Raw genomic sequence first — 23,376 nt, forward strand, 5'->3', positions numbered from 1 at the left:
CCCAAACCCAGCTGTTCCCCTCAAGACAGCAGGACAAAGGCGCTGCACAGCAACAAGCCGATGCCGCTCAGCCTCTGCAAATGCACGCCCGCCACGGAGCCGAAATGCCGGGACTGCCGCAAACGGCCAACCAAAACAATCAAGGCCGCAAAGTAGACCAGGTTGATGGCTTCAAACAGTGCGCCCAGCAGATAAAAGCTGCACATGGCCGACGGCGCGGAATGGTCGATAAAGCCCGGGAAGAAGGCTGAGAAAAACAGTATCGGTTTGGGGTTGCTCAGCGTCAGCAACAGTGCTTTCGCAAAGCCACCCGCAGGTGGCGTGCCGTGTGCCACCTGGCCTGGTGATGGTTGGGGCATGAGCAGCTCCAGCGCCAAGTAAGCAATGTACAGGCCACCCCCGAACTTCATCACGTCCAACAGCCGCGGCCACTGCGCCACCAGGGTCGCAAAACCCAGGCCAGACACGGTAATCAGCAGGATGTCGCCCACCACGATGCCCAGCACCGCCGAGAACCCGCTGCGCGCCGAGTGCCGTGCCCGCCCTGCAACATAGAGGGTTGCCGGACCAGGCACCACGATCACCAGCGTGGCGGCCAGCAGAAATGCCGGTAGTTGTGCAATACCTTGCATGGCAACTGCTCCATCTAGGCGGCAAGGGCACTGGGCCTGTGCTGGCGCACCAGATGGGCCAAGCCCTTGTACAGATGGCCGAAGTGGTAACCCAGCGCACCGGCACGGCTGGTGTCCATGGTGTAAGGCGCGGGGTAGTCAAACGGACTCAGGCCAATACCGTGCAACGGGCTGGTATCCACTGCTGTGTACACGGGTAGCCCCAAGGCTTCGCCCACACGGCGGTGCAACTCGGGGGCGGACAGTGCGCCGTTGCAGGCTGCGTTGACAGGGCCAACAAAGTCCTGCATACCTACCCACACCAGAAAGTCGCTGATGGCCTGTGGGTATAAAAAAGAACTGGCACCCGCGTCTGAGGTGTAACGCAGCGGTGTATGGCTGCGGGCCAGGTCCACGTAGTGCGCCAGGCGCCCAGTAAAGTCTTCCGGCCCACCCAGCACGTGGCCTATACGCACCGTAACCACAGGCAAGCCACTGTGGCGGTACAGGTAGGCCTCGGCTTGGCGCTTGCCCCGCGCATAACTTTCTTCCGCCAAGGCCGGGTCGTGCCAGGGGTAGTCCATATCAATGGTCTCCTGGGAAGCGTCCCAATCGGCTTCTGCGAAGGGCCTGTTTTGCAGCCCCACCATGGAGCGGTAAACCTCGATGGTGGACGCCATCACGTAACGCTGGACCCTGCCGGTAAACACCCATGCCGAAATGGCGGCGTCCAGCGGGCTGTAGCACATTTGGTCATATACCAGGTCATAGTCTTCACCACCCGCAAAGGCAGTGCGCATGGCGGCTGCATCGCGACGGTCTACCCTGATCCGGCGAACCCGCTCGCCCCAGCCATCAGCCGCATGGCCCCGGGTGGCGAGCGTGACACGATGGCCAGCCTGGAGCAGGCCGTGCACCAGCAGTTTGCCGAAGTACCGCGTTCCGCCAATAACCAATATATTCTTTTGCATAAAATTTCCTTGTTTGTGTGATGCGCCATATTTTTGAACGACAAATTCAAAGACACAAACCAGAAATATTGACCCTATGCACAAGAAAATATTAGCCATTCAACTCCCATGACACACCCATTGCGCTCACTCTCCGGGCTGTTGGACTTTGAATGCGCGGCACGCTGGGGCAGCTTCAAACTGGCCGCCCACGAGCTGCACAAGACCGCTGCAGCCGTTAGCCAGCAGGTTAAACAATTGGAGGACAGCGTGGGCTTCGCACTCTTCATCCGCCACCCACGCCACATCGCTCTCACCGCCAAGGGCCAGGACCTGGCGGCCACGGTCAGCCGACTGGTGGGCGAGCTGCGGGCAAAAGTGACGGCCCTGCAAGACGGGGACGAGGAGAGCATTCTGCGGATCTCGGCCACCCACTCGTTCGCCATCAAATGGCTGGTGCCGCGCCTGCACCGTTTCACCCTGTTGCACCCGGAGCTCGACATCCGGCTGGATGCGAACGATCAGCCCGTCAACCTGGACGACGACAGCACCGATGTGGCGATCCGTTATGGCGCAACCACGGGCAGCAACGCCGATACGGTCTTCCACGACCCTTTGGTAGTGGCCTACAGCCCGGCATTGCTGGCGCCAGGGCAAGCCGCGCTGAGCCTGGCCGACGACCTCCCCCGCCAGCCCCTGTTGTACGAGGGTTCTACCGAGTGCTGGATCACACTGCTCCACGCAAACAAGGCGCTGGACCAAACGTACCACTTTGCGCGTGGCTACAGCCACTCCGGCTTGTTGACCCAGGCAGCCGTTGCCGGGCAAGGCGTGGCACTGGTGCCCTACATGATTGCGTGTGAAGATGTACGCAAGGGTGCCTTGCAACTGCTGCCCTGCCGCAGCACACCCTCGGGCGAGAGTTACCGCCTACTGGTCAACCGCTCCAAAGCGGCCATGCCCAAGATTGCGCACTTTCGGGCCTGGATGCAGCAGGAGATGGACGACATGGTGCGCGAGATGCCGCGCTTTGCGCGGGGCGAAAGCCCTTAACTGCGATACTTCCGCGCCATGTCTACCGCACTGAACTGTTTGATTTGCCGCCCGCCGGAACTGGAACGCCTGCTCCAGGCCGACCCCGCCATGGAGCGGGTGTGGCTGGCCTTGCCGCGCCGACACCTGGCACCCAAAGAGACCTTGCACGCCGCCGGAGACACCTTGACCCGCAGCTGGCTGGTGGAGCAAGGCCTGGTACGCACCTATTACCTGACTGCGGAAGGGATAGAGCGCAACCGATCGTTCCACGCCGAAGGCAGCTGGCTGGGTGGTGGCGTGCCACCCGTGCCCAGCATCTGCCCCTACACCATGGAGGCCATGGAGCAGACCCAGGTGGTGGAATTACCTTACGCCACCTTGCAAGGCTGGCACGATGCATTCCCTGCGATTCGCCCGCTGCTGCATGATGCGATGAATTGCCTGTTCACCGGACAGGCGCAGCGCGAGGCCGAATTGTTGACCCTCTCGCCGCTGGAGCGTTACCAGGCGTTTATGGCAGACCAGGCGCCCATCGTGGGGCGTATCCCCATCCACCATGTGGCCAGTTATCTGGGTATTTCCAACGTTTCACTGTCACGCATTCGGGCGCGTTTGGGCATGGCCAATCAAGGGCGCGGCGCCCCGTAAACAGGCGGTCGCTCAGGGCTTTTGCGGCCACGCCGAAAACGTCTTGTCCCGCGCAGGCATCTCCACACGCGGCAAACTGTCTTTATCCATGACAGCCGTGGCACTGACCAGACCATTCATGTGTAACAACTGCGCCGTGATGGCGTAGACCTCGTCATCGCCCAAACTCTTGGGCGCGTGGTAGGGCATGGCGCGGCGCACATAGTCAAACAGCGTGGTGGCATAGGGCCAGCGCGCGCCGACGGACTGCACCAGCAAGGGGTAGTTCTTGATGCGCAAAACCCGCAGGGGATCGGTCCAGCCAAAAAAACCGTCGGACCCCACCAACCGAGCCGCCGGGCCTTCAATGCCTTTGGGGCCGTGGCAACCCGCGCACTGCGCCTGGTACAGTGCCGCGCCCTGTGACACGCTGCCCTGGCCTTTGGGCAAATTGCGACCGTCCGGAAACACGGTGATGTCAAAACGCGCAATCTGCGCCGCGTCCAATGGCTGGCCCAGATCCACGGCGTGCGCAGCCTGCCCCCACAACACAAATCCTAAAACCAGGGCCAGCAGGAGTGCCATCAAGCGTTCACGCATAGGTGTTCTCCACCCGGCCATCACGCCCCACCTGCCAAGCCTGTATGGCGTTGTAGTGGTTGAAAGAATGGGCGGCATACCGGCTTTTCCACGCGCTGCGTGTGGGCTGCACATTGCCGTGTTCGTCGGTGGCGCGGCTCATCAACACCGCCTTCTTGCCCTGCCATTGCCAGGGCAAGGTGAAGCGGGTGAAGGCACGGTCCAACACTGGCGCTTGCAAAGTTGCAGAAGCCCAGGTCGCTCCGCCGTCCACCGACACCTCCACCTTGGTGATGCGCCCCCGGCCGGACCAGGCCAGGCCCCCAATCTCGTAAAAACCTTTGGCCTCTGGCAGGGTCTGCTGGCCCGATGGATGGGTGATGAGGGACTTGACCTCCATGGGAAAGGCAAACCGCTCGATGCGCCCGTCCTTCAACACCTGGGTGTAGAGGCCGGACTCGTCCTTGGTGTAGGCCGGTGCATCCACCACTTCCAGCCGGTGCAGCCACTTCACATTGACGTTGCCCTCCCACCCCGGCATAAAGAGGCGCAGTGGGTAACCTTGTGACGCCCGCAGGCGTTCGCCGTTTTGGTACAGCGCCAGCATGCCGTCTTTTGCCAGGGCCGACAGCGGCAGGCTGCGGCTGTGGGAGCCACCGTCTGCCCCCTCTACCACCACCCATTGGGCGCTGTCTTTGAGACCCACCTCGTTGAAGATGTAGGACAGGGGCACACCCGTCCACTCTGCACACGACACCTCCCCCGCCAGATCACCCAGCGTGTGGTCCAGCGCCGTCAACGACAGTGCATTGGCCGCCGAGTTGCCCGCGCATTCCAGAAAGTGGACCTTGCTGACCATGGGGTAACGCGCCAAGCGTTCCATATCAAATTTCAAGGGGCGTTGCACCAGGCCGTGGACCATCAACACGTGTTGTTCGGGTGTTATGTCCGGTATGCCGTTGTGGTGGGTTGCAAAGTGCAGGCCATTGGGGGTGATGATGCCGCGCTGGTGCTGCAAGGGTGAGCGCCAGACGCTGAAACCAGCTGCGCGGGATTCGGTGCGCACCACGCTGCTCTCATGGGGCGAAGGCAGGCCATAAGCCAGATCAGAGCCCCCGGGTGTTTTCATGGCGTTCGGCAGGCGCTCACCCAGGGGTGTAACCACTGGGCCTGCGCCGCCAGCGCTCGCCACACCCGCCCATGCGGCCGCGCCAAGCCCCATGCCCCTGCGTAAAAACTGCCTGCGCGGCGCTGCTGCGCCCGCCTGTGCCTCTGCCGTGTCCCAAACCATGTGTTGAACCCTGAAGATATACGGCACCGTTTGGCCGCCGGGCAAGTGTTGTCGCTTACAGGGATAGGCGCATTAACAATGGTTAAGACCGCAGACTATCTTTCTCTCGCCTGCGGCTACTTGCCACCGGTCATGCGGGCCAGTGCGCCGGCATAGAGCTGGTATTTTTTGTTGGCCGGGTTCAAGATAAAAACGCGGTCCAACAGGGCACGAACTTCCTGGATCAGGTCTTCGCTCTTACCTTCCTTGTTCATCAAACCTATCAACAAGGCGCACAGGTTCAGTATCACCATTTCGCTGTTGGGCAGGTTCTTCACCGCGGTGCGGAGCAGCTTGGCGCCTTCCAGGAACTCACCCTTCTTGGCCAACACCACCCCTTCGTTGTTGATGTTGATAACCTCCTGCTTGGACTCCTTGATCAACGCCGCGCCTTCCGCACCCAGGTTGGCCCCCTGGAAGACGGACTCGATCTGCCGCGCAATTTCCACATTTTCGTGGTTGTTCTTGACCAGGTCGCGCATCAGATTGCAGGCCTGGTCTTTTTTGCCCAGGGCGAACAGGGCCTGGGCCATTTCCATGGCGGTTTCAGGGGTCGCCTTGCCAGGCAGGCTGGCCATCAACTGCTCCGCCTGGGCCATGGCAGCCTGGGCCTTGTCGGCCTGCCCCATGGTTTGGTAGACGGCACTTTCTGCGGCAGCGGTCTGTATTGCGGCCTCCGGGTTGTCCTTGAAGGCGCTCTTGCTGCGGGCCAACACTTTCAAGGCTTCGTCTGGCGCATCCTTTTTCGACAGCACCCTGGCCAGCCCGGCGTACACCGCCGCACTCTTGTGTGCGGAGAACTCGCTGATCTTGATATTTTTTTCGAACGCCGCCTGTGCGATGTCCATTTCGCCATTCCTGTACGCCGCTTCACCCAGGGCCTTTTGCCGCGCCGACGAATTGGGCGAAAGTTTCACCGCGTCCAGCAACACCTGTTGGGCCTGGCTGCCTTCACCCAGAGCGACCAGGGATTTGACCAGCCAGTCGGAGGCCTCGATAAACATGCGGTTTTCATTCAGCACCTGCTGGAAGACATCACGGGCCGCAGCGTAGTTTCCGGTCAGGTAGTGGACCTTGCCCAGTCCCGTTCGGGCCCAGGGCACACTGCGCGTAGCCAGCACCGATTCAAACAATGCACGTGCCATTTCAAAATCGCCCAGCGTAATCAATAGGTCACCCTTGATGCGCAGAATCTCCTGAGGGTTGGGGACCTGACCCTGCAGTTGCTGGTCGCACTGCGCCACCGCACCGGCAAAGTCCTTGGCTTTGATGGCCGCTTCAATACCGCCCAAGGACTGTTTCCTGAGAATGAGCTTTTCCAGCCGGGCCTCCAACAGACTCTGGTTAATCGGCTTGAGCAGGTAGTCGTCGGGTTTGACCTCGGCCGCGCCCATCACCATGTCGGTGGTTTTTTCGGCCGTCACCATGACCCAGATGGTGGACACGCCGATGTAGTCATGCATGCGCGCTTCATCCAGAACCTGCTGGCCATTCTGGCCAGTGCCCAGGTTGAAGTCGCAGATCACAATGCTGTAGCGCGTGTTGCGCAACTGGCTCAAGGCTTCCTTGCCATTGGCCGCCGTATCCACATGGGTTACCCCCATGGCCTTCACAAAATCCCGCAGCATGGTGCGCATGCCCTGAAAGTCGTCAATCACCAGTATCTTGGCCTGTGTCAGGGAAACCGTCATGGTTTTGCTCTTTCTCTGCAAACAGAACTAGGGAAGCCGCAGCACAAAACATCCGCCGCCATACGCGCCGCCGTTCTCTATGGTCAGCGTACCGTGGCGGTCGGCATTTTTGTGCATGCCCGCCACCTTGGACGAAAAGTAGAAGCCCAGCCCGGTGCTGCCACTTAAAAAATTGATGCTCTTGTTGGCGGACACCCCGTCTGTGAGCAACATGCCCGCAGGGTAACCGCGCCCGTTGTCTTCTACCCGCAGCTCCAGCATGCCATCGTGCAGCGCCGCCGCGACGCGTATCTTGTCGTGGGTGTAGTTGTAGGCGTTGTTCAGTGCGTTGACCAGCACACCCTCCACCAGGTCCCGGTCTATGTACCAGTAGCAGTCTGCCGCGCAATCGACTGTGATGGACACGCCCTTGAACTCCATGATGGATTCATTCTGCAGAATGGCATCCTGTATCACTTCGCGTACGGCATGCTCTGCAATGTCAATCGGGTAAATGGAGTTGCCCAGTTTGTAGAGGCTGAGCAACTGGATGAGGTTAGAGTTCATCCGGTTGGCCTGGTAGATCACATGGCCCAGGTTTTCGAAGGTGGGGGTGTCGCCCCGCTCGCGGCACTGCGTGGCAATACGCTCCAACGCGCTGACCTGCACATTCAGCGAATTCTTCATGTCGTGGATGGTCGACGCAATCAGATCGGTGAAACTGATGTCCTCTTGTGCCATGCCTTACACCTTCTGTTTCAAATTCGGGATGGGAAGCAATACCGCCACGATCGGACTCCTGGGGTTTAATCGCAGATCGCAACGGCTCGATGGCCGCAAAAACACTGTATGTCAAATATGCAATATTCACAAACTCCTGGGCGCATGCTGGCGACCAGGCTGGGCGCGGCACTGGTCTTGGGTGCCTGCACCATGGCAGCACATGCTGCACCCCGCACACCCGTGCAGGACAGCGAAGTCATCGAACGCCTGCAACTGCGCCCGGGTGATGCCACCGCACGCGAGTTATCGGCCCTGCGCGCGGCAGTGGCCAGCCAACCCAACAACCCTGAGCCGGCAGTTGCCCTGGCCCAGCGTTACTTTGCATTGGCTGCAGAGCGCGGCGACCCACGGTATGTGGGTTATGCAGACGCACTGGTCAACCGCTTTGCAACCCAGATGAACGCCCCGCTGTTGATGGTGCGAGGCATGGTGCGGCAGTACCGCCACGGCTTTGCCGAGGCGTTGGCGGACTTTGAAGCCGCCTTGAAACTGGACGCTGACCTGGCTGGGGCCCATGCCTGGCGCGCGGCCATCTACCTGGTGCAAGCCAACTATGGCGCGGCGGCGCAGGAGTGCACGGCGCTGCAGCGCCTGCAACGCCCTGTGCTCCACGGGGGCTGTGCGGGGCTGACACAGGCCTACACCGGCCAACTGGGTGCGGCCTACAAGACTTTGCAACTGGCGCTGGCCAGCGCACAAGACGAGGACCAGCGCCTGTGGCTGCACACGCGCCTGGGCGAGGTGGCAGGCTGGCAGGGGCAGACCAACCTGGCTGAGCAACACTATCGACAAGCCCTGGCCTTGGGTGTGGACGATGGTTACCTGCTGGCTGCCTGGACCGACTTTCTGCTGGATGCTGGACGCCCAGAACAGGTGATCCAGCAGCTGGCCCAATGGGAGTCCAACGACGGTCTGTTGCTGCGCCTGGCAGAAGCAGAAACGCTGTTGAAGCTGCCGGCGGCTGCAGCCCATACCCAGACCCTGGCGGACCGGTTTGCTGCCGCCAAGCTGCGTGGCGACACCACACACCAGGCGGAAAAAGCGCGCTTTTACCTGCGGCTGCGCAAAGACGCCAAAGAGGCGCTGCGCCTGGCCAACGAAAACTACGCCGTACAAAAAGAACCGCGCGATGCCCGCATCGTGCTGGAGTCTGCCCTGGCCGATCGCAATCCCGCCGCTGCGGCCGCCGTGCTGGAATGGCTTCGCACCAGCGGGTTTGAAGGCACTGTGCTGCGAGCCTTGGCCCAGCAGTTGCAGCCGCAACAAACCTCGACCGCCGGAGGTGGCAAATGATGATGCGCACATTGTTGCTATTGCCCCTGCTGTTCTGCCTGCACCTGAGCGCCTGGGCCCACAAGGCCAGCGACAGCTATCTGGTGGTCCAGGCAACAGGCACCACAGTCACGGTGCAATGGGACATCGCCGTGCGCGATATCGACTTTGCACTAGGCCTGGACCAGGATGGCAGCGGCGATATCACCTGGGGGGAGCTGCGGACCCGCCAGGCCGACATGGCGGCTTGGGCACTCAGCCGACTGGAGCTGACACGCGGGGGTGGTGTATGCCCCCTGCAGGTCCAACAATTGCAGGTCGATGAACATACCGATGGGGCTTTTGCCGTGCTGCAGATCGCGGGCACCTGCCCCGGCGCTGCGGGTCCGTTGGGGCTGCAATACCGGTTATTGTTTGACCTGGACGGCCTGCACCGCGGCCTTTTGCGTGCCACGGTAGACGGCGGCACACACACCGCAGTGTTGTCGCCTACCAGCGGTGCCCTGCAGTTTGGAGCCGACGGCATTTCACGGCTGGCGCAGTTCAAGCAGTACCTGTTCGAAGGTGTGTGGCACATCTGGATTGGTTTCGACCACATCCTCTTTTTGCTGGCGCTTCTGCTGCCGGCAGTCCTCGCGCGTACTAGCCCCCAGGGCCAGTGGCGCGGTGCAGAGCGTTTTGGCCTGGCATGGAAAGAGGTGTTGTGGGTGGTGACCTCGTTCACCGTCGCCCACTCCATCACCCTGTCACTGGCGGCGCTGGGCTTGGTGTCCTTGCCTTCGCGCCTGGTCGAGTCGGCCATTGCCTTGTCTGTGGTGCTGGCGGCGGCCAATAATGTGTGGCCCGTGGTGGAAGGTCGGCGCTGGGTGGTGGCGTTTTGTTTTGGCCTGATCCACGGCTTTGGTTTTGCCAGTGTGCTGGCCGAGCTGGGTCTGCCCACCGATGCACTGGCCTTGTCTCTGCTGGGTTTCAACCTGGGAGTGGAAACGGGTCAGCTGGCCATCGTCGCCGTATTCCTGCCTGTCGCCTTCGCGCTGCGCCACACGGCGTTCTACCGCAAGGGTGTGTTTGTGGGGGGCTCGCTGCTGACGATGTTGGTGGCTGCGCTGTGGCTGGTGGAGCGGGTGTTTGACCTCAAACTGTTCACCGGCGCCGGCGGGTAATTTCCCCGCCGGGCCGCCCCAAGGGGAGGACTCGGGGTTTTGCCAAATGCGCCCCCTCGGGGGGCAGCGCAGCACACGAAGTGGCAAGCGTGGGGGCAACATAAACGACAATCGGGGCATGACCGATGACGCCACCCCCCACCAACGACGGGTGCGCTATGCGGGCACCCACCCCAAACGCTTCGAGGACAAATACAAGGAGCTGGACCCCACGCGCAATGCGGACGCGGTGCAGAAGGTGCTGGACCGGGGCCAGACCCCGGCCGGCATGCACCGCTCCATCTGCGTCGACGAGATCCTGGGCATCCTCAAACCCCAGCCTGGCGAGATAGGCCTGGATGCCACGCTGGGCTTTGGCGGCCACACACAAGAAATCATGCCCAAGCTACTGCCGGGCGGCCGCCTGTACAGCATGGACGTGGACCCCATCGAGCTGCCCCGCACCGAGGCGCGCCTGCGCAAGCTGGGTTTTTTACCCACCGAGCTGGTCATACGCCGTATCAACTTCTCCGAGCTGGCCACGCTATTGCCCGAGGCCGGTGGCGGTTTTGATGTGGTGCTGGCCGACCTGGGCGTGTCGTCCATGCAGATCGACAATCCGGCACGGGGCTTCAGCTTCAAGGCCGACGGCCCGCTGGACCTGCGGCTGGACCCCAGCAGCGGCCAGTCGGCGTCTGAACTCTTGCAATCCGTGACCCGCCAGCGCCTGCGCGATCTGCTGGTCGACAACTCGGACGAGCCCTATGCCATTCCGCTGGCGGCCGCCCTGCAAGGTCAGTACCTGGAGACCACCACACAGCTGGCCGACCTGGTGCGGCTGACGCTGGACCTGGCCTTCAAGCGCAGCATGCCCGAGGAAGAACGCCTGGCCGAGACCAAGAAGGCGCTGCAACGCACGTTCCAGGCCTTGCGCATTGAGGTGAATGATGAGTTTGGCGTGCTGGACCGTTTTCTGGCACTGCTGCCCTCCTGCCTGAACCCCGGCGGCCGGGTGGCCATTCTGAGCTTCCACTCGGGCGAGGACCGGCGCGTGAAAAAAGCGTTCCAGACCGGTGAGCGCAGCGGTGTCTATTCCAGCGTGGCCAGTGACCCGATACGTGCGTCGTTTGACGAGCGGAGGGCCAATCCGCGCTCCACATCCGCCAAGCTGCGCTGGGCGGTCATGGCCTGACACCCCATAAACACTATATTTTTGATAGCAATACAGCTATATTTCTCGGGGGCTAGAGGCCAATTTAACCAACAACCACTTGGCTGCGGGGCCCCGGCCAGTGGGCATTGAGCAAGCGATTGGAGATGGACACGCCGGGCGGCGGTTCGGGCTGCACATCCTCCGGACCGAACCAGCGGGCCTCGGCGATCTCGCTGGCATCGGGTGTGATCTCGCCGCTAGCGTATTCGGCGGTGAACGCAATCATCAGCGAGTGTGGGAAGGGCCAGGACTGGCTGCCAAAGTACTGCAGATTGGTCACCCGCAGGCCCACCTCTTCCATCACTTCGCGGTGGATGGCCTCTTCGATCGACTCACCCGCCTCCAGAAAACCCGCCAGTGCACTGAACCGGCCAGTGGGCGACACCACGTGGCGGGCCAGCAGGATGTGGTCATCCTTTTTAATCAGCACCATCATCGCCGGCGAAATGCGGGGGTAAGCCACCATGCCGCAGGCCGGGCATTTGAACGCACGCTCACCAGTGGCCAACTGCATGGGGTTGGCGCAATGGCCGCAGAAACGGTGGGTGCGGGCCCACTCGGACAACTGGATGGCGCGGCTTGCCAGGCCCAAAAGAGGTTCGTCCATGCTGCCGAACAGCGACCGCAGGGGGACAAAAGCAAAACCGGCCTGGGGTTGCAGCTCGGCATCCACCCAGGTGGTGCAGCAGTAACGCTCCTGCCAAAGCCCTACCGGGTGGAACTGCGCCAGCTCCAGCCCATGCAGTGGCAGGCCCAGGCGAGCGTCGGGCAGCGACAGGTCATCCTCACGAACCAACAATTTGCCGCTACGAAAGACGAAGGCCAGAGGATCGGGATGACCTTGCGCGGTCATCAATGGAACAAATTCGCTGGGTGTCTGGAGCATGGTGTTTCAGAGGGAAATTGCAGAGGTTGACCAGTATCGCAGCTAATGTTGCCGCTGAATCGGTACGCAAACTAATGTAAAACCGGCACATAGCGTTACATTTCACGCACATTTTTGGAAGGATTTTGCGCATGAAAGTCATCGTATTGGGCAGTGGTGTCATTGGCACGTCGGTGGCGTATTACCTGGCCAAATCCGGACACGAAGTTGAGGTCATAGACCGCCAGCCTGGCCCCGCGCTGGAAACCAGTTTTGCCAATGCCGGTGAGGTGTCGCCCGGTTATTCATCCCCCTGGGCCGGGCCCGGTGTGCCGGTCAAGGCCATCAAATGGCTGCTGATGCGCCACAGCCCGCTGGTGATCTGGCCCGTGCTAGACCCCAACATGTGGCGCTGGGGTCTGTCCATGTTGGCCAATTGCACCGAAAAGGCTTATGCCATCAACAAGAGCCGCATGGTGCCCATTGCCGAATACAGCCGCGACTGCCTCAAAGAGCTGCGCGCCGAAACCGGCATTGGGTATGACGACCGCGCCCAGGGCACGCTGCAGCTGTTTCGCACACAAGCGCAAATGGACGGCATTGCCAAAGACGTGGAAGTGCTCAAGGACTACAAGGTTCCGTTTGAGGTGCTGGACCGCGCGGGTTTTGTCAAGGTGGAACCGGCTCTGAAGTTGACACAAGAGAAGTTTGTCGGCGCCCTGCGCCTGCCGGGTGATGAGACCGGTGATTGCTTCAAGTTCACCAACCGTCTGGCCGAAATGGCCGAGGCCCTGGGTGTCAAGTTCCGCTACAACACCAGCATCGACGGCATCGAGGTCAGCGGTGGCAAGGTCACGGGTGTGCGCACCAGTGCTGGCACCTTGACCGCAGACCACTACGTCACCGCGCTGGGCAGTTTTACGCCCCAGCTGGTCAAGCCCATTGGCATCCATATTCCGGTGTACCCGGTCAAGGGCTACTCCATCACGGTGCCGATTACCGATGCCAGCGGCGCGCCCGAGTCCACCATCATGGACGAGACCCACAAGGTGGCGGTGACGCGCCTGGGCGACCGCATCCGCGTGGGTGGCACGGCCGAGCTGGCGGGCTTTGACATGACGCTGCGCGAATCGCGCCGCGACACGTTGAACCACGTGTTGACCGACCTGTTTCCCAAGGGGGGTGATGTGTCCAAGGCCACGTTCTGGTGCGGCCTGCGCCCCATGACACCGGACGGCACACCCATCGTCGGCCGCACGCCTTACCCCAACATGATGCTGGCCACGGGCCACGGCACCCTGGGTTGGACCATGGCGGCGGGTACCGCACGGGTCATTGATGACTTGATCTCCGGGCGCAAACCTCAGATCTCGCTGGACGGTTTGTCCATGGACCGTTACCCGCGGGCTTGGCGGCCCTGAGACCGGAAGCCCTGCCACGGGTTGGCAAGGCACTTTTGATATGTAAACTTTTTTGTTGACATATCGGTTGTTGCATCTTACATTTGTAAGCATATAAGTTTACAAATAAGCCATGCAATCCACCCTCCTCATCGCCGCCGCCTGCCTGGTGGCGTTTTTCTCTACGGTGGGAGCGGCACTGCCCTACCCCATATTGCCGCCTTTGTTTGCGGCCGACGCGGCCAATGACCTGAACAACTTCATGGGTCTGCCGCCCAAACTGCTGTTTGGCCTGGCGCTCACCATCAACCCGATTGGCTTGTTGCTGGGCTCGACACTGCTCGGCCCCTTGTCCGACCGGTTTGGACGCCGCAGCATCCTGCTGTTGACGTCCTTGGGTGCCGCAGTAGGCCATGCGATCACGGCGGTCAGCCTGGTCAACCAGTCCTATCCCTTGTTCATCCTGGCGCGTTTTGCGACCGGGCTCATGGAGGGCAATGGCAGCGTGGCGCGTGCGCTGTTGGCAGACCAGTTGCAGGGCGCGGTGCGGGTGCGGGCGTTCTCCATATTCAATGGCGCGCTGTATATGGGATGGCTGGCGGGCCCTTTGCTGGCGGGCCTGACCCTGGGGTGGGGTATCACCACACCATTTTGGGTGGCCGTAGTGGCCCTGCTGGTCACCGCTGGGGTCGCGTGGGTTGCCATACCGCGGGAAAAACTGGCAAGCAAAGGCCCGGGTTGGTGGCAGGTGGTCAGGCATCAGCATGCGTTAACCCTGCTCAAACACGCAGACTTGCGCACCCTGCTGATCATTCAAATGGCCTACACCTGCGGCGTAACGGCTTTCTACGAGTTCAACCCCCTGTGGCTGGTGGAGGTGTGGAAATTTGATGCCCAGGGCATTGCCTGGATTACGGCCGCCCTGTGTGCGGTGATGACCATCAGTTCGGTCTTTGCAGGCAGCGTGGTGCGCAGCAATCCCTTGCAACAGGCAGGCGGCTTTGCAATTGCGACCGCCCTGTGTATTGCTGCCGTGGCTGCAGGAGGCCCGTCACTGGGCATGGCAGCCATTGTGCTGTTTGGCATTCCCAACGCCTGTTACAACGCCATCATGCCGGCCTGGTGTGCGGAGCGTTTTGGCCACCTGGGCCAGGGCGCGGTGATGGGCCTGTGGTCGACTATTTTCTGCCTGTCGAACATTCTGATGGCGGTTGCCGGTTCCGTGCTGACGCTGATCGATACCCGGCTGATCCTGTTGCTGGGCGCGATACTGTCGGGCTGGGCAGCTTGGCGCATACTGCGCTGGGCACACCACGAACCCTCTGCAACGGCAGGCGCAGAAGTCAATCCATGAACACCAGCGACCACATCCTTTTCCTGCTCAAGACCCGCGGCCCCAGCACGGCGCAACAGTTGGCCGAGCAATTGCAACTTACATCGATGGCCGTGCGCCGCCACCTGGAGCAGGGTCAGGAGAAAGGCCTGCTGTTGACCGAAGACCGGGCCGACAAGGTGGGCCGCCCCGCCCGTTACTGGTTGCTCAGCGAGGCAGGCCACGCACGTTTCCCCGACCGGCACAGCGAGCTCACGGTGCAGTTGATTGCCCAGGTGCGCACCTTGTTTGGCGAAGATGGTCTGGACAAACTGATCACTGCACGTGAACAGGTGAGCGAAGCCAGCTACGCCACACACATGGCGGGCAGTAAAACCCTGTCGCAAAAAGTTGCCAAACTGGTGGAGGCCCGGGATGCAGAGGGCTACATGGCAGAGATGGAGAAGCAGGCGGATGGCAGTTTTCTGCTGGTCGAAAACCATTGCCCCATCTGCGCGGCCGCCACCGAATGCCAGGGCTTTTGCAAGTCCGAGCTGGATGTTTTTCGGCGCACCCTGGGGCCTGGCAGCACAGTCGAACGGGTGGAACACGCGCTGGCCGGCGCGCGCCGCTGCGTCTACCGCATCACACCGGTGTAGTGACGCCGGCGGGCTGTGTTTCGGCCAAGGGGGCAACCAGTGGCAACAGCAGGGTGAAGCAGGTGCCCTGACCCACCTGGCTCTGGACCTGCACCGTGCCGCCCAGGCGGTCATGGACCAGGTTGTAGGTGATATTGAGCCCCAAGCCACTGCCACCCTTGCCCAGTTTGGTCGTGAAAAACGGATCAAACACCCGGCCCAAATGGGTTGACGGTATGCCCACCCCATCGTCCTGCACCGTCAAACGCACCCTGTCGTCTACCAACACTTCTGCGGCAATGGTGATGGTGCCGTTTTCACGCCCTTCGAAGCCGTGAAACAGGGCGTTGTTGACCATATTGGTCAACACTTGGCCTAGCGGGCCGGGGTAACTTTCCATCGTGATATCTGCCGGGATATCAATCACCACACGGTGGGTCGTCTTGCGAATGGTGGGGCCCAAGGTCAGCATGATCTCATCCACCGTTTGCCGCAGGTCAAAACGGCGGCGATTGGTGCTGGTCTGGTCCACCGCCACCTGCTTGAAGCTGGACACCAGTTCGGCGGCCCGGTGCAGGCTGCGCATCAGAATGTCGGTGCCTTCGCGGGCGCTGCTGACAAAGTTGTCCAGGGCACTGCGTGTCAAACCTTTGGCCACATCGGACTCAAAACCTTTGACGTAGTTTTCCATGGTGCTGGCCACAGTCAGGCTATTGCCTATAGGGGTATTGAGCTCATGGGCCACCCCCGCCACCAAGGCGCCCAGGGACGCCATCTTGTCGGCCTGCACCAGGCTGGCCTGGGTTTGTTTGAGGCGGTCTATCACCTGTTGCAGCTCGGCCGTGCGCTCGGCCACACGGGTCTCCAGGGTTTCGTTCATCAGGCGCAACTGCTCTTCCTGTTCCTTGCGTGCGGTGATGTCGGCGTGGGTACACACCATGCGCAGGGGTTTGCCCGCAGCATCGCGGCGCACCACACGGCCCCGGTCCACCACCCATTTCCAGCTGCCGTCCTTGCACAACGCACGGTGCTCGGCGGTAAACGTGTCGGTCTTGCCGGCAAAGTAGTCCAGCATGTTGGCCTTGAACAGAGCCACATCATCGGGGTGCACCCGTTGCTCCCACCCTTCCAGCCGCTCGGGAATGTCTTCGCGCTGGAAACCATGCATCTGCAGCCAGCGGTCGGAGTACAGCACAGTGCCACCGGCAATATCCCAGTCCCATACGCCGTACCCCGCGCCGTCCAGCGCAAATGCCAGTCGCTCTTCACTCACCTGGATACGGGCTTGGGCGCGTTCTCGCTCCCGTTTCAGTCGCTTCAGATGGACGGCCCATGCCGCAGTGGCCGACAACAACACCACAGCCAAGCCCCAAAACACCCAGCGGAAATCGGGCCTGGGGTCAGGGTCGTATAAAAACCCGGCCAGTGAGATGCCCTTGGGCAGCATGCCCAGATCCGCGTACACACTGCCTATGTGCTGCCACCGGCCAGGGTTCATGTAGCCCATTTCCACCAACACGGGCTGCACCAGGGCCTGCATTTGCCGGGCCTCGTACAACAGGTGTTCGCGGCTGTTGCGTTTGGAATACTTGGCCAGAATCAGATCGACCAACTCTTCCGGGTGGGCCATGGCGTATTGCCAGCCACGCATGCTGGCCTGACGGAAAGCCTTGACCCGTGCGGGGTGGTTGGCGATCTCCCGCTCGCTGGTGAACAGGTTGTCACCGTAAAAATCAATACCGGCCGAGCGCGGTGTATAGGCCTGATAAGCAAAGCCCTTTTTGTCCAGGTAATCCGTTTCATTGGTGGCATAGGCCGAGAAGCCATAGACCTTGCCACTGATCAGATCGTCGGGGTTAAAACTGTGCTCGACCTTGGTGAAGTCAGAGACCGATATGCCTTCTTTCTTGAGGTAAGCCACCAGGTCTTCCGACTGGGCTGCCAGCATGACACGTTTGCCAATGATGTCGTGAATGCCTTGCGTGGGGCCGGTCTGCGGTGCCAGCAGCACGTAGGGCGAGTGCTGAAAAACCACCGCCAGCACCACCACCGGTTTGCCCGCCTGGCGGGCCAACAACAGACCGCTGCTGCCCACCCCAAACTGGCTGGTGCCAGCCAGAACATTGGCCAGTGGCTCGTCACCGGTGTGGCCTTCGGCAATCGTGACGTCCAGGCCAGCCTCCCGGTAGTAGCCTTTTTCCAGCGCTGCGTAATAGCCTGCAAACTGGAACTGGTGCAGGTACTTCAACTGCAGGTTGATAGGTTCCAACGCGTGGGCGCTGGGGCCAACCAGGCAGGCAAGCGTGATGCCCCATGCCGTGAACCATCGACACACGATCCGCGCAAACGCGAGAGTTGCTAGGTCCAAGTGAACGCCCCCTTAATAGGACAGATTGCAGGCTTGTCTGCCTCCAGTATGCGCTCATTGATATCGGCCATCAAGCTATCAATGGCAGGCCTTCGGCCCCAATGGATTGCCCCAGGAAATCCAGAAAAACCCGCACCGCGGGCACCATGCCGCGCCGCGTGGGGTACACCGCATGGAAGATTCCGGGTGTGGGATTCCAGCCCGGCAAGACCTCAACCAAGCGACCGGCTCGCAAATCTTCCTCACACATGTAGTCGGGCATAAAACACATGCCTATGCCGCCCAAAACCGCAAAACGCAGGGTGGCCAGATCGTCTGCGCAGTAACGCGGCTCGTGCACCAGGGTGTGGGTGGCGCTGCCCGCCCCCCGCAAGACCCAGGTAGATTTGCCGTCCACCGCCGACATGGCAACCGTGTCCAGCCCCGCCAGTTGCTCTGGTCCGGTAGGCTGCCACTGGCGCTGCATTTGTTGTGGGCTGGCGACCAACAGCGTACGGCTCTGGCCAAAATTCTTGACCACCAGGCTGGCACTGTCTTCCAGGCTGGGCCGTACCCGAAGCGCAACGTCAACACCTTCTTCGATCAGGTCTACGACGCGGTTGCTGACCCGCATGTCGATGTGTACCTGGGGATACCGTGCCAGAAAGACGGGTACCAAGGGACCGATGGTGCTCAGGGCCAGCGTCAACGGGCATGCCACACGTATGTTGCCGCGCGGCTCGGTCTGTATGTACTCGACCGCCTCTTGCGCGGCCTGGGCCGCGTCCCGCATGGCGCTGCAATGGCGCAGGTACAGGGCGCCTACGTCGGTCAGTGAGAGCTTGCGGGTGGTGCGGTGCAACAGCCGCACACCCAGGCGCCCCTCCAGCTCCGCCACCCGGCGCGAGATCTTGGATTTGGGCACACCAAGGCGCCTGGCCGCCGCCGCAAAACCACCGGACTCCACCACTTCGGCGAAGTACAGCATGTCGTTCAAATCTTGCATGGACGCTCCATTGTTCTACCAATAGAACAATTTAACGCATATTTGCTGACTTATCAAAGAATGGTTTCGATTCGACAATTAATCCATCGCTACCAACCACCTGAAAGGTTCACCATGAAACTCTTGCACATTGACTCCAGCATCACCGGCGCCCAATCCGTCTCCCGCCAGCTGACACGCGACATCGTGAACACCTGGACGGCCAGCCACCCCAATACCGCGGTGGAGTATCTGGACCTGGTGGAGAACACCCCCAGCCATTTGTCGGCGGAGTCCTTGGGTTTTCGCATGCCACCCAGTGCCGAAAACCTGACCGAAGCGCAGCGCCGTGAAAACGCAGTCTCTGAAGCCCTGGTGACGCAATTCCTGGCAGCAGACGTGATCGTGGTAGGCGCACCGCTGTACAACTTCAGCATCCCCAGCCAGTTAAAGGCCTGGATTGACCGCGTGGCCCAGGCCGGCCGCACCTTTACCTACACCGCTACCGGCCCCAAGGGTTTGGCCGGTGGCAAAACGGTCATCGTGGCCTCCACCCGCGGCGGCGTGTACTCCACCAGTGAAGGCGGCCGCGCCATGGAGCATCAGGAAAGTTATCTGCAGACCGTGTTTGGCTTCCTGGGTATCACCGACGTGCGTTTTGTGCGCGCCGAAGGTGTGGCCATGGGGGATGCCAAGAAGGCCGAGGCCCTGACCCTAGCCGCGGCACATATCAAGGCCAGCACGCAGGGTGCGGCGAACGAAGACCAACGGGTGCAAGCAGCCTAACCAAAGCGTGCGCGGTATTCGGAAGGGACCACACCCAGATGGGCAGAAAACGCCCGGCGCAGGTTGTACTCTGAACCAAAGCCGGTCTGGCGAGCTACCAGTTTGATGGACGTGTCGACACGCTCCAGCAGCCCACAGGCCGCGTCCAGCCGCATGCGGGTCAAAAACTGTGCGGGCGTGACGCCAGACTCTTCTGCCAACTTGCGGTGCAGTGTGCGCACCGACAAGGCCAGGGCCTGCGCCATGTGTTCGACCCCAATGGCCTGATTCAGGCGCGGCTTGAGCCACTGGGTCAACCGCGCACCGACGCCCTGGTCGTCCGCTTGTGCCAGCAGCTCGGAGCTGAACTGGCGCTGCCCGCCGGGGCGTTTCAAGAACACTACCAGGCGTTTGGCCACACGCTGCGCAACTAGGCGGCCCAGGTCCTCCTCCACCAGACTCAACGACAAATCAATACCTGCCGTGATGCCGGCAGAGGTGTAGAGCGTTCCGTCTTTGACGTATATCGCGTCTTCCTGCACCCGTACGGCGGGATAACGCTGTTGCAGCTGCGCCGCATCTTGCCAGTGTGTCACCGCGCGCCGGCCGTCCAGCAAGCCGGCGTGGGCCAGCACAAAAGCACCCGTGCACACCGCACAGCAGCGCGCAAGGCGCGGGCAGGATCTGACCACCCAGTTCAGGGTCGTGGCATCTGCCAGAGCCTGCTCACACCCCCGGCCACCGGAAACGATCAGCGTGGCCCCTGGCAAGCCAAGCCGCGGCAGCTTGCGGGTCAACACCGTGACGCCGGAGCAGGACGTCACCGGGCCGCCGGTCTTGGACACCAGTGTGATGCGGTACGGCGCCGGCAAGCCAGCATCACGGGCGTCGTCGTTGGCGGTGGAGAAAACCTGCACGGGACCGGTTGCGTCCAGCAATAAAAAGCCGGGGTACACCAGTACCCAGATGGTGATGGAAGGTTTAGGCTGCATATTGGCAGATATTCAACGTCCAATGGCATATCTGTCAACCGCATTTTCGCCATCATGTGGGCCTGCACACGGCGCATTGACCCATTTTTTTGTGGAGCCTCCATGACACGAACCATCGGCATCTATGTTTTTGACAACGTCGAACTGCTGGACCTCGCAGGTCCCTACGAGGTATTCACCTGTGCTTCGCGCGTCCATGCGCGGCTAAACCCCGGCACAGAAACACCGTTCAAGGTGCTGACCGTGGGACAAACCTCTGCACCAACCCATGCCCGCGCCGGACTGCGTGTTCTACCCGACGCTGTTTTTGCGGACCGCACCAAGATCGACGTGTTGGTGGTTCCAGGTGGTGTCGTATCTGCAGAATTGGTCAAACCAGAGGTCATCACATGGATCGCCCAAACCGCGCGCGGTGCCGAACTGGCCACGTCGGTGTGCACCGGGGCATTTCTGCTGGCGCAAGCGGGTCTGCTGGCCGGTAAACAGGCCACGACCCACTGGGAAGACATGGATGATCTGCAAACCATGTTCCCCTCTGTCGAAGTGGTGCGTGACAAACGCTGGGCGCGTGACGGCAACACCGTGACATCTGGCGGCATCTCTGCAGGCATCGACATGTCCTTGCACCTGGTGGAGACACTGGTCAGCCGCGAACTGGCCCTGCGCACCGCACACCAAATGGAATACGCATGGAATGAAAATGCATAAAACCTCGGGCTAGCCTACTCAATCAGAATGGCCCGAAAGTCGTTCACATTGGTCAAGGTAGGGCCTGTCACCACAGAGTCGCCGAGCTTGCCAAAGAAACCATGGCCGTCGTTGTCGTTCAGGCAGTCGTGGGGTTTGAGACCCAGCGCATGCGCCCGTTCCAGGGTGTCGGGGCCGATGCAGGCGCCTGCAATTTCGGCCACACCGTCCACACCATCGGTATCACCTGCCAGTGCATGGATGCGGGGGTGGCAGCCCAAGGCAATACCCATGGACAGCAGGCACTCCACATTGCGCCCGCCACTGCCCATGCCGCGCAGGGTGACCGTTGTCTCTCCACCCGAAAGCAATACGCAGGGTGCCTGGACCGGCTGGCCACGCTGCGCCACCTGCAGCGCAATACCGGCCAGTACCTTGCCAACATCGCGTGCTTCACCTTCCAGCGCATCCCCCAGGATGTAGGCGCCATAACCGGCATCCCGCGCCACCTGGGCGGCCGCTTCCAGCGCCATTTGCGGGGCCGCCACCATGTGTACGCTGTTGCGCGCCAAACGCGGGTCGCCTGGCTTGACCGATTCGCAGCGGTCCGACTCCAGCGCTGCGCGCACCTCGGCGGGTAAATCGATGGCGTAGCGTTTCACAATGGCCCGCGCATCGTGCGCATGGGTGGGGTCGGCCACCGTGGGGCCTGATGCAATATTGATAGGGTCGTCTCCCGGCACATCCGAGATCAGCAAGGTCACCACCCGCGCCGGGTGACAAGCCACCGCCAGGCGGCCACCTTTGATGGCAGAGAGGTGGCGGCGCACGCAGTTCATCTCGCTGATGGTGGCGCCTGATTTCAACAGCGCGCGATTGACGGCTTGTTTGTGTTCCAGCGTCAGCCCCTCCAAGGGCAACGGTAACAAAGAAGAGCCTCCACCGGAGATGAGGCACAGAACCATATCATCCTCGGTAAGCCCCTGTACAAACTGCAACATACGCTGTGCTGCTGCAAGCCCTGCGGCGTCGGGCACCGGATGCGCGGCTTCCACGATCTCGATGCGCGCGCAGGGTACGCCATAGCCATACCGCGTGACGACCAGGCCGGACAATGGGCCAGGCCAATGGTCCTCCACCGCACGCGCCATCGCCGCCGATGCTTTGCCGGCGCCAATGACGATAAGCCGCCCCTTGCCCAACGACTCAGGAGTGGGTAGATACGGCGGGACGCACAGCGCAGGTTGGGCGCTGGCGATGGCGGCGTCGAACATGCGGCGTAGCAGGTCGCGCGCAGTTGGATGTGAAGGGTTGGTTGAAGTTGTCATGGTTTGGGCAAATCTGATGCGGACGTTGTTGGCTCCAAGTACGGTTTGAGCCAGCCCAAACCCGCAATTGTAGTGGTCGTGGGTTTGTATTCACAGCCGATCCATCCGCTGTAACCCAGGCGGTCCAGATGGTCGAACAGAAAGGGAAAGTTGATTTCGCCCGTGCCTGGCTCGTGGCGCCCCGGGTTGTCCGCCAGCTGCATATGGCCTATGCGGGGCAGTTGCTGGGCAATGGTGGCGGCCAATTCACCTTCCATGCGTTGGGCGTGGTAGATGTCGTATTGCAGGTAGACGTTGCCAACACCGACCTCGTCGAGCAGTGACAGTGCCTGGGCCGTGCGGTTCACATAAAAGCCGGGAATGTCAAAGCTGTTGATGGGCTCCACCAGCAAGCGCAGACCCGCATCCCTGAACGCCCCTGCGGCAAAGCGCAGATTGGTCACCAGTGTGCGCCGCAGCACATCGTCCGCAATGCCCGCCGGTGCCCTACCGGCAAGGCAGTTGAGCTGGCCCACACCCAAGACTTTTGCATAGGCAATGCTGTGGGCAACACCGGTGCGGAATTCATCCACCCGATCGGGGTGGCAGGCAATGCCACGCTCACCCGCGTCCCAGTCACCCGGGGGCAAGTTGTGCAACACCAGGCGCAGGCCGTGGGCATCCAGGCGTTGGCGAATGTCCTCTGCCGCGTAGGCATAGGGGAACAAAAATTCCACTGCGTCAAAGCCTGCCTGCGCGGCCAACGCAAAGCGGTCCAAAAATGCAACCTCGTTGAACAGCATGGTGAGGTTGGCGGCGAAACGGGGCATGGTTTACTCCAATGGCGGGCGCGCACGCGGGCGACC

At 61.4% G+C, this 23,376-nt stretch carries 22 protein-coding genes; 10 read left to right on the forward strand and 12 right to left on the reverse strand.

The window, feature by feature from the left end:
• Positions 1-20 precede the first annotated feature (20 nt).
• Together HZ993_RS04525 and HZ993_RS04530 are read right to left on the reverse strand one after the other, a co-directional pair.
• On the reverse strand, positions 21-632 hold the full coding sequence (locus tag HZ993_RS04525) for a LysE family translocator (protein ID WP_209396079.1): 612 nt from the start codon (positions 630-632) through the stop codon (positions 21-23).
• 14 nt (positions 633-646) lie between these two features.
• Complete coding sequence (locus tag HZ993_RS04530; protein WP_209396080.1) at positions 647-1,582, reverse strand: NAD-dependent epimerase/dehydratase family protein; 936 nt, start codon at positions 1,580-1,582, stop codon at positions 647-649.
• Between the two features lie 108 nt (positions 1,583-1,690).
• On the opposite strand from HZ993_RS04530, the gene HZ993_RS04535 reads away from it, so the two are divergent.
• Complete coding sequence (locus HZ993_RS04535) at positions 1,691-2,614, forward strand: LysR substrate-binding domain-containing protein (RefSeq protein ID WP_209396081.1); 924 nt, start codon at positions 1,691-1,693, stop codon at positions 2,612-2,614.
• An 18-nt stretch (positions 2,615-2,632) separates the two neighbouring features.
• The gene (locus HZ993_RS04540) at positions 2,633-3,244 is read left to right on the forward strand and encodes a Crp/Fnr family transcriptional regulator (RefSeq protein ID WP_209396082.1); all 612 of its coding nucleotides are present in this window, start codon (positions 2,633-2,635) and stop codon (positions 3,242-3,244) included.
• Positions 3,245-3,256: 12 nt separating this feature from the next.
• Here the strand turns inward: HZ993_RS04540 and HZ993_RS04545 are convergent, their stop codons facing one another.
• The 4 genes from HZ993_RS04545 to HZ993_RS04560 all read right to left on the reverse strand — a co-directional run bounded on the left by HZ993_RS04545 (position 3,257) and on the right by HZ993_RS04560 (position 7,543).
• The gene (locus tag HZ993_RS04545) at positions 3,257-3,823 is read right to left on the reverse strand and encodes a c-type cytochrome (RefSeq protein ID WP_209396083.1); all 567 of its coding nucleotides are present in this window, start codon (positions 3,821-3,823) and stop codon (positions 3,257-3,259) included.
• Positions 3,816-5,093: a sulfite dehydrogenase gene (gene soxC, locus HZ993_RS04550; RefSeq protein ID WP_209396084.1), complete on the reverse strand. Its 1,278-nt coding sequence runs from the start codon at positions 5,091-5,093 to the stop codon at positions 3,816-3,818. Before soxC ends, HZ993_RS04545 begins: the two co-directional genes overlap by 8 nt.
• A gap of 116 nt (positions 5,094-5,209) precedes the next feature.
• Positions 5,210-6,823 (reverse strand): tetratricopeptide repeat-containing response regulator, encoded by a 1,614-nt coding sequence (locus HZ993_RS04555; protein ID WP_209396085.1) that lies wholly within the window; start codon positions 6,821-6,823, stop codon positions 5,210-5,212.
• Between the two features lie 27 nt (positions 6,824-6,850).
• Positions 6,851-7,543: a sensor histidine kinase KdpD gene (locus HZ993_RS04560; RefSeq protein ID WP_209396086.1), complete on the reverse strand. Its 693-nt coding sequence runs from the start codon at positions 7,541-7,543 to the stop codon at positions 6,851-6,853.
• A 144-nt stretch (positions 7,544-7,687) separates the two neighbouring features.
• On the opposite strand from HZ993_RS04560, the gene HZ993_RS04565 reads away from it, so the two are divergent.
• From HZ993_RS04565 to rsmH, 3 genes are all read left to right on the forward strand, one after another.
• On the forward strand, positions 7,688-8,878 hold the full coding sequence (locus HZ993_RS04565) for a hypothetical protein (RefSeq protein ID WP_209396087.1): 1,191 nt from the start codon (positions 7,688-7,690) through the stop codon (positions 8,876-8,878).
• Positions 8,875-10,020, forward strand: coding sequence for a HupE/UreJ family protein (locus HZ993_RS04570; protein WP_245213815.1), 1,146 nt, complete (start codon positions 8,875-8,877; stop codon positions 10,018-10,020). Before HZ993_RS04565 ends, HZ993_RS04570 begins: the two co-directional genes overlap by 4 nt.
• A gap of 118 nt (positions 10,021-10,138) precedes the next feature.
• Complete coding sequence (gene rsmH, locus HZ993_RS04575) at positions 10,139-11,191, forward strand: 16S rRNA (cytosine(1402)-N(4))-methyltransferase RsmH (protein ID WP_209396088.1); 1,053 nt, start codon at positions 10,139-10,141, stop codon at positions 11,189-11,191.
• A 64-nt stretch (positions 11,192-11,255) separates the two neighbouring features.
• Here the strand turns inward: rsmH and nudC are convergent, their stop codons facing one another.
• Positions 11,256-12,098, reverse strand: a complete 843-nt coding sequence (nudC, locus tag HZ993_RS04580; RefSeq protein ID WP_209396089.1) for an NAD(+) diphosphatase — start codon at positions 12,096-12,098, stop codon at positions 11,256-11,258.
• A 131-nt stretch (positions 12,099-12,229) separates the two neighbouring features.
• On the opposite strand from nudC, the gene HZ993_RS04585 reads away from it, so the two are divergent.
• From HZ993_RS04585 to HZ993_RS04595, 3 genes are all read left to right on the forward strand, one after another.
• On the forward strand, positions 12,230-13,498 hold the full coding sequence (locus HZ993_RS04585) for a D-amino acid dehydrogenase (protein ID WP_209396090.1): 1,269 nt from the start codon (positions 12,230-12,232) through the stop codon (positions 13,496-13,498).
• A 112-nt stretch (positions 13,499-13,610) separates the two neighbouring features.
• Complete coding sequence (locus tag HZ993_RS04590) at positions 13,611-14,831, forward strand: MFS transporter (RefSeq protein WP_209396091.1); 1,221 nt, start codon at positions 13,611-13,613, stop codon at positions 14,829-14,831.
• Positions 14,828-15,448, forward strand: coding sequence for a metalloregulator ArsR/SmtB family transcription factor (locus HZ993_RS04595; protein WP_209396092.1), 621 nt, complete (start codon positions 14,828-14,830; stop codon positions 15,446-15,448). Before HZ993_RS04590 ends, HZ993_RS04595 begins: the two co-directional genes overlap by 4 nt.
• On the opposite strand, the gene HZ993_RS04600 is transcribed toward HZ993_RS04595, so the two are convergent.
• Both HZ993_RS04600 and HZ993_RS04605 read right to left on the reverse strand, forming a co-directional pair.
• Positions 15,435-17,795 (reverse strand): ABC transporter substrate-binding protein, encoded by a 2,361-nt coding sequence (locus HZ993_RS04600; protein WP_209396093.1) that lies wholly within the window; start codon positions 17,793-17,795, stop codon positions 15,435-15,437. The genes HZ993_RS04595 and HZ993_RS04600 overlap by 14 nt on opposite strands.
• A gap of 70 nt (positions 17,796-17,865) precedes the next feature.
• Positions 17,866-18,780 (reverse strand): LysR family transcriptional regulator, encoded by a 915-nt coding sequence (locus HZ993_RS04605; RefSeq protein WP_209396094.1) that lies wholly within the window; start codon positions 18,778-18,780, stop codon positions 17,866-17,868.
• Between the two features lie 114 nt (positions 18,781-18,894).
• On the opposite strand from HZ993_RS04605, the gene HZ993_RS04610 reads away from it, so the two are divergent.
• Entirely contained in the window at positions 18,895-19,545 is a 651-nt protein-coding gene (locus HZ993_RS04610) for an FMN-dependent NADH-azoreductase (RefSeq protein WP_209396095.1), read from the forward strand.
• Here the strand turns inward: HZ993_RS04610 and HZ993_RS04615 are convergent.
• Positions 19,542-20,516, reverse strand: coding sequence for a GlxA family transcriptional regulator (locus HZ993_RS04615; RefSeq protein WP_209396096.1), 975 nt, complete (start codon positions 20,514-20,516; stop codon positions 19,542-19,544). The two genes, HZ993_RS04610 and HZ993_RS04615, sit on opposite strands and share 4 nt — an antisense overlap.
• A 102-nt stretch (positions 20,517-20,618) precedes the next feature.
• Here HZ993_RS04615 and HZ993_RS04620 point away from each other — a divergent pair, with 102 nt between their 5' ends.
• Positions 20,619-21,224 (forward strand): DJ-1/PfpI family protein, encoded by a 606-nt coding sequence (locus HZ993_RS04620; protein WP_209396097.1) that lies wholly within the window; start codon positions 20,619-20,621, stop codon positions 21,222-21,224.
• Positions 21,225-21,238: 14 nt separating this feature from the next.
• On the opposite strand, the gene HZ993_RS04625 is transcribed toward HZ993_RS04620, so the two are convergent.
• Together HZ993_RS04625 and hyi are read right to left on the reverse strand one after the other, a co-directional pair.
• Positions 21,239-22,531, reverse strand: a complete 1,293-nt coding sequence (locus tag HZ993_RS04625; RefSeq protein WP_209396098.1) for a glycerate kinase — start codon at positions 22,529-22,531, stop codon at positions 21,239-21,241.
• Positions 22,528-23,340, reverse strand: a complete 813-nt coding sequence (gene hyi / locus HZ993_RS04630) for a hydroxypyruvate isomerase (protein WP_209396099.1) — start codon at positions 23,338-23,340, stop codon at positions 22,528-22,530. The genes HZ993_RS04625 and hyi overlap by 4 nt, the downstream gene beginning before the upstream one ends.
• Positions 23,341-23,376 lie beyond the last annotated feature (36 nt).

This window comes from Rhodoferax sp. AJA081-3 (genome assembly GCF_017798165.1).
Lineage (GTDB): Bacteria > Pseudomonadota > Gammaproteobacteria > Burkholderiales > Burkholderiaceae_C > Allorhodoferax.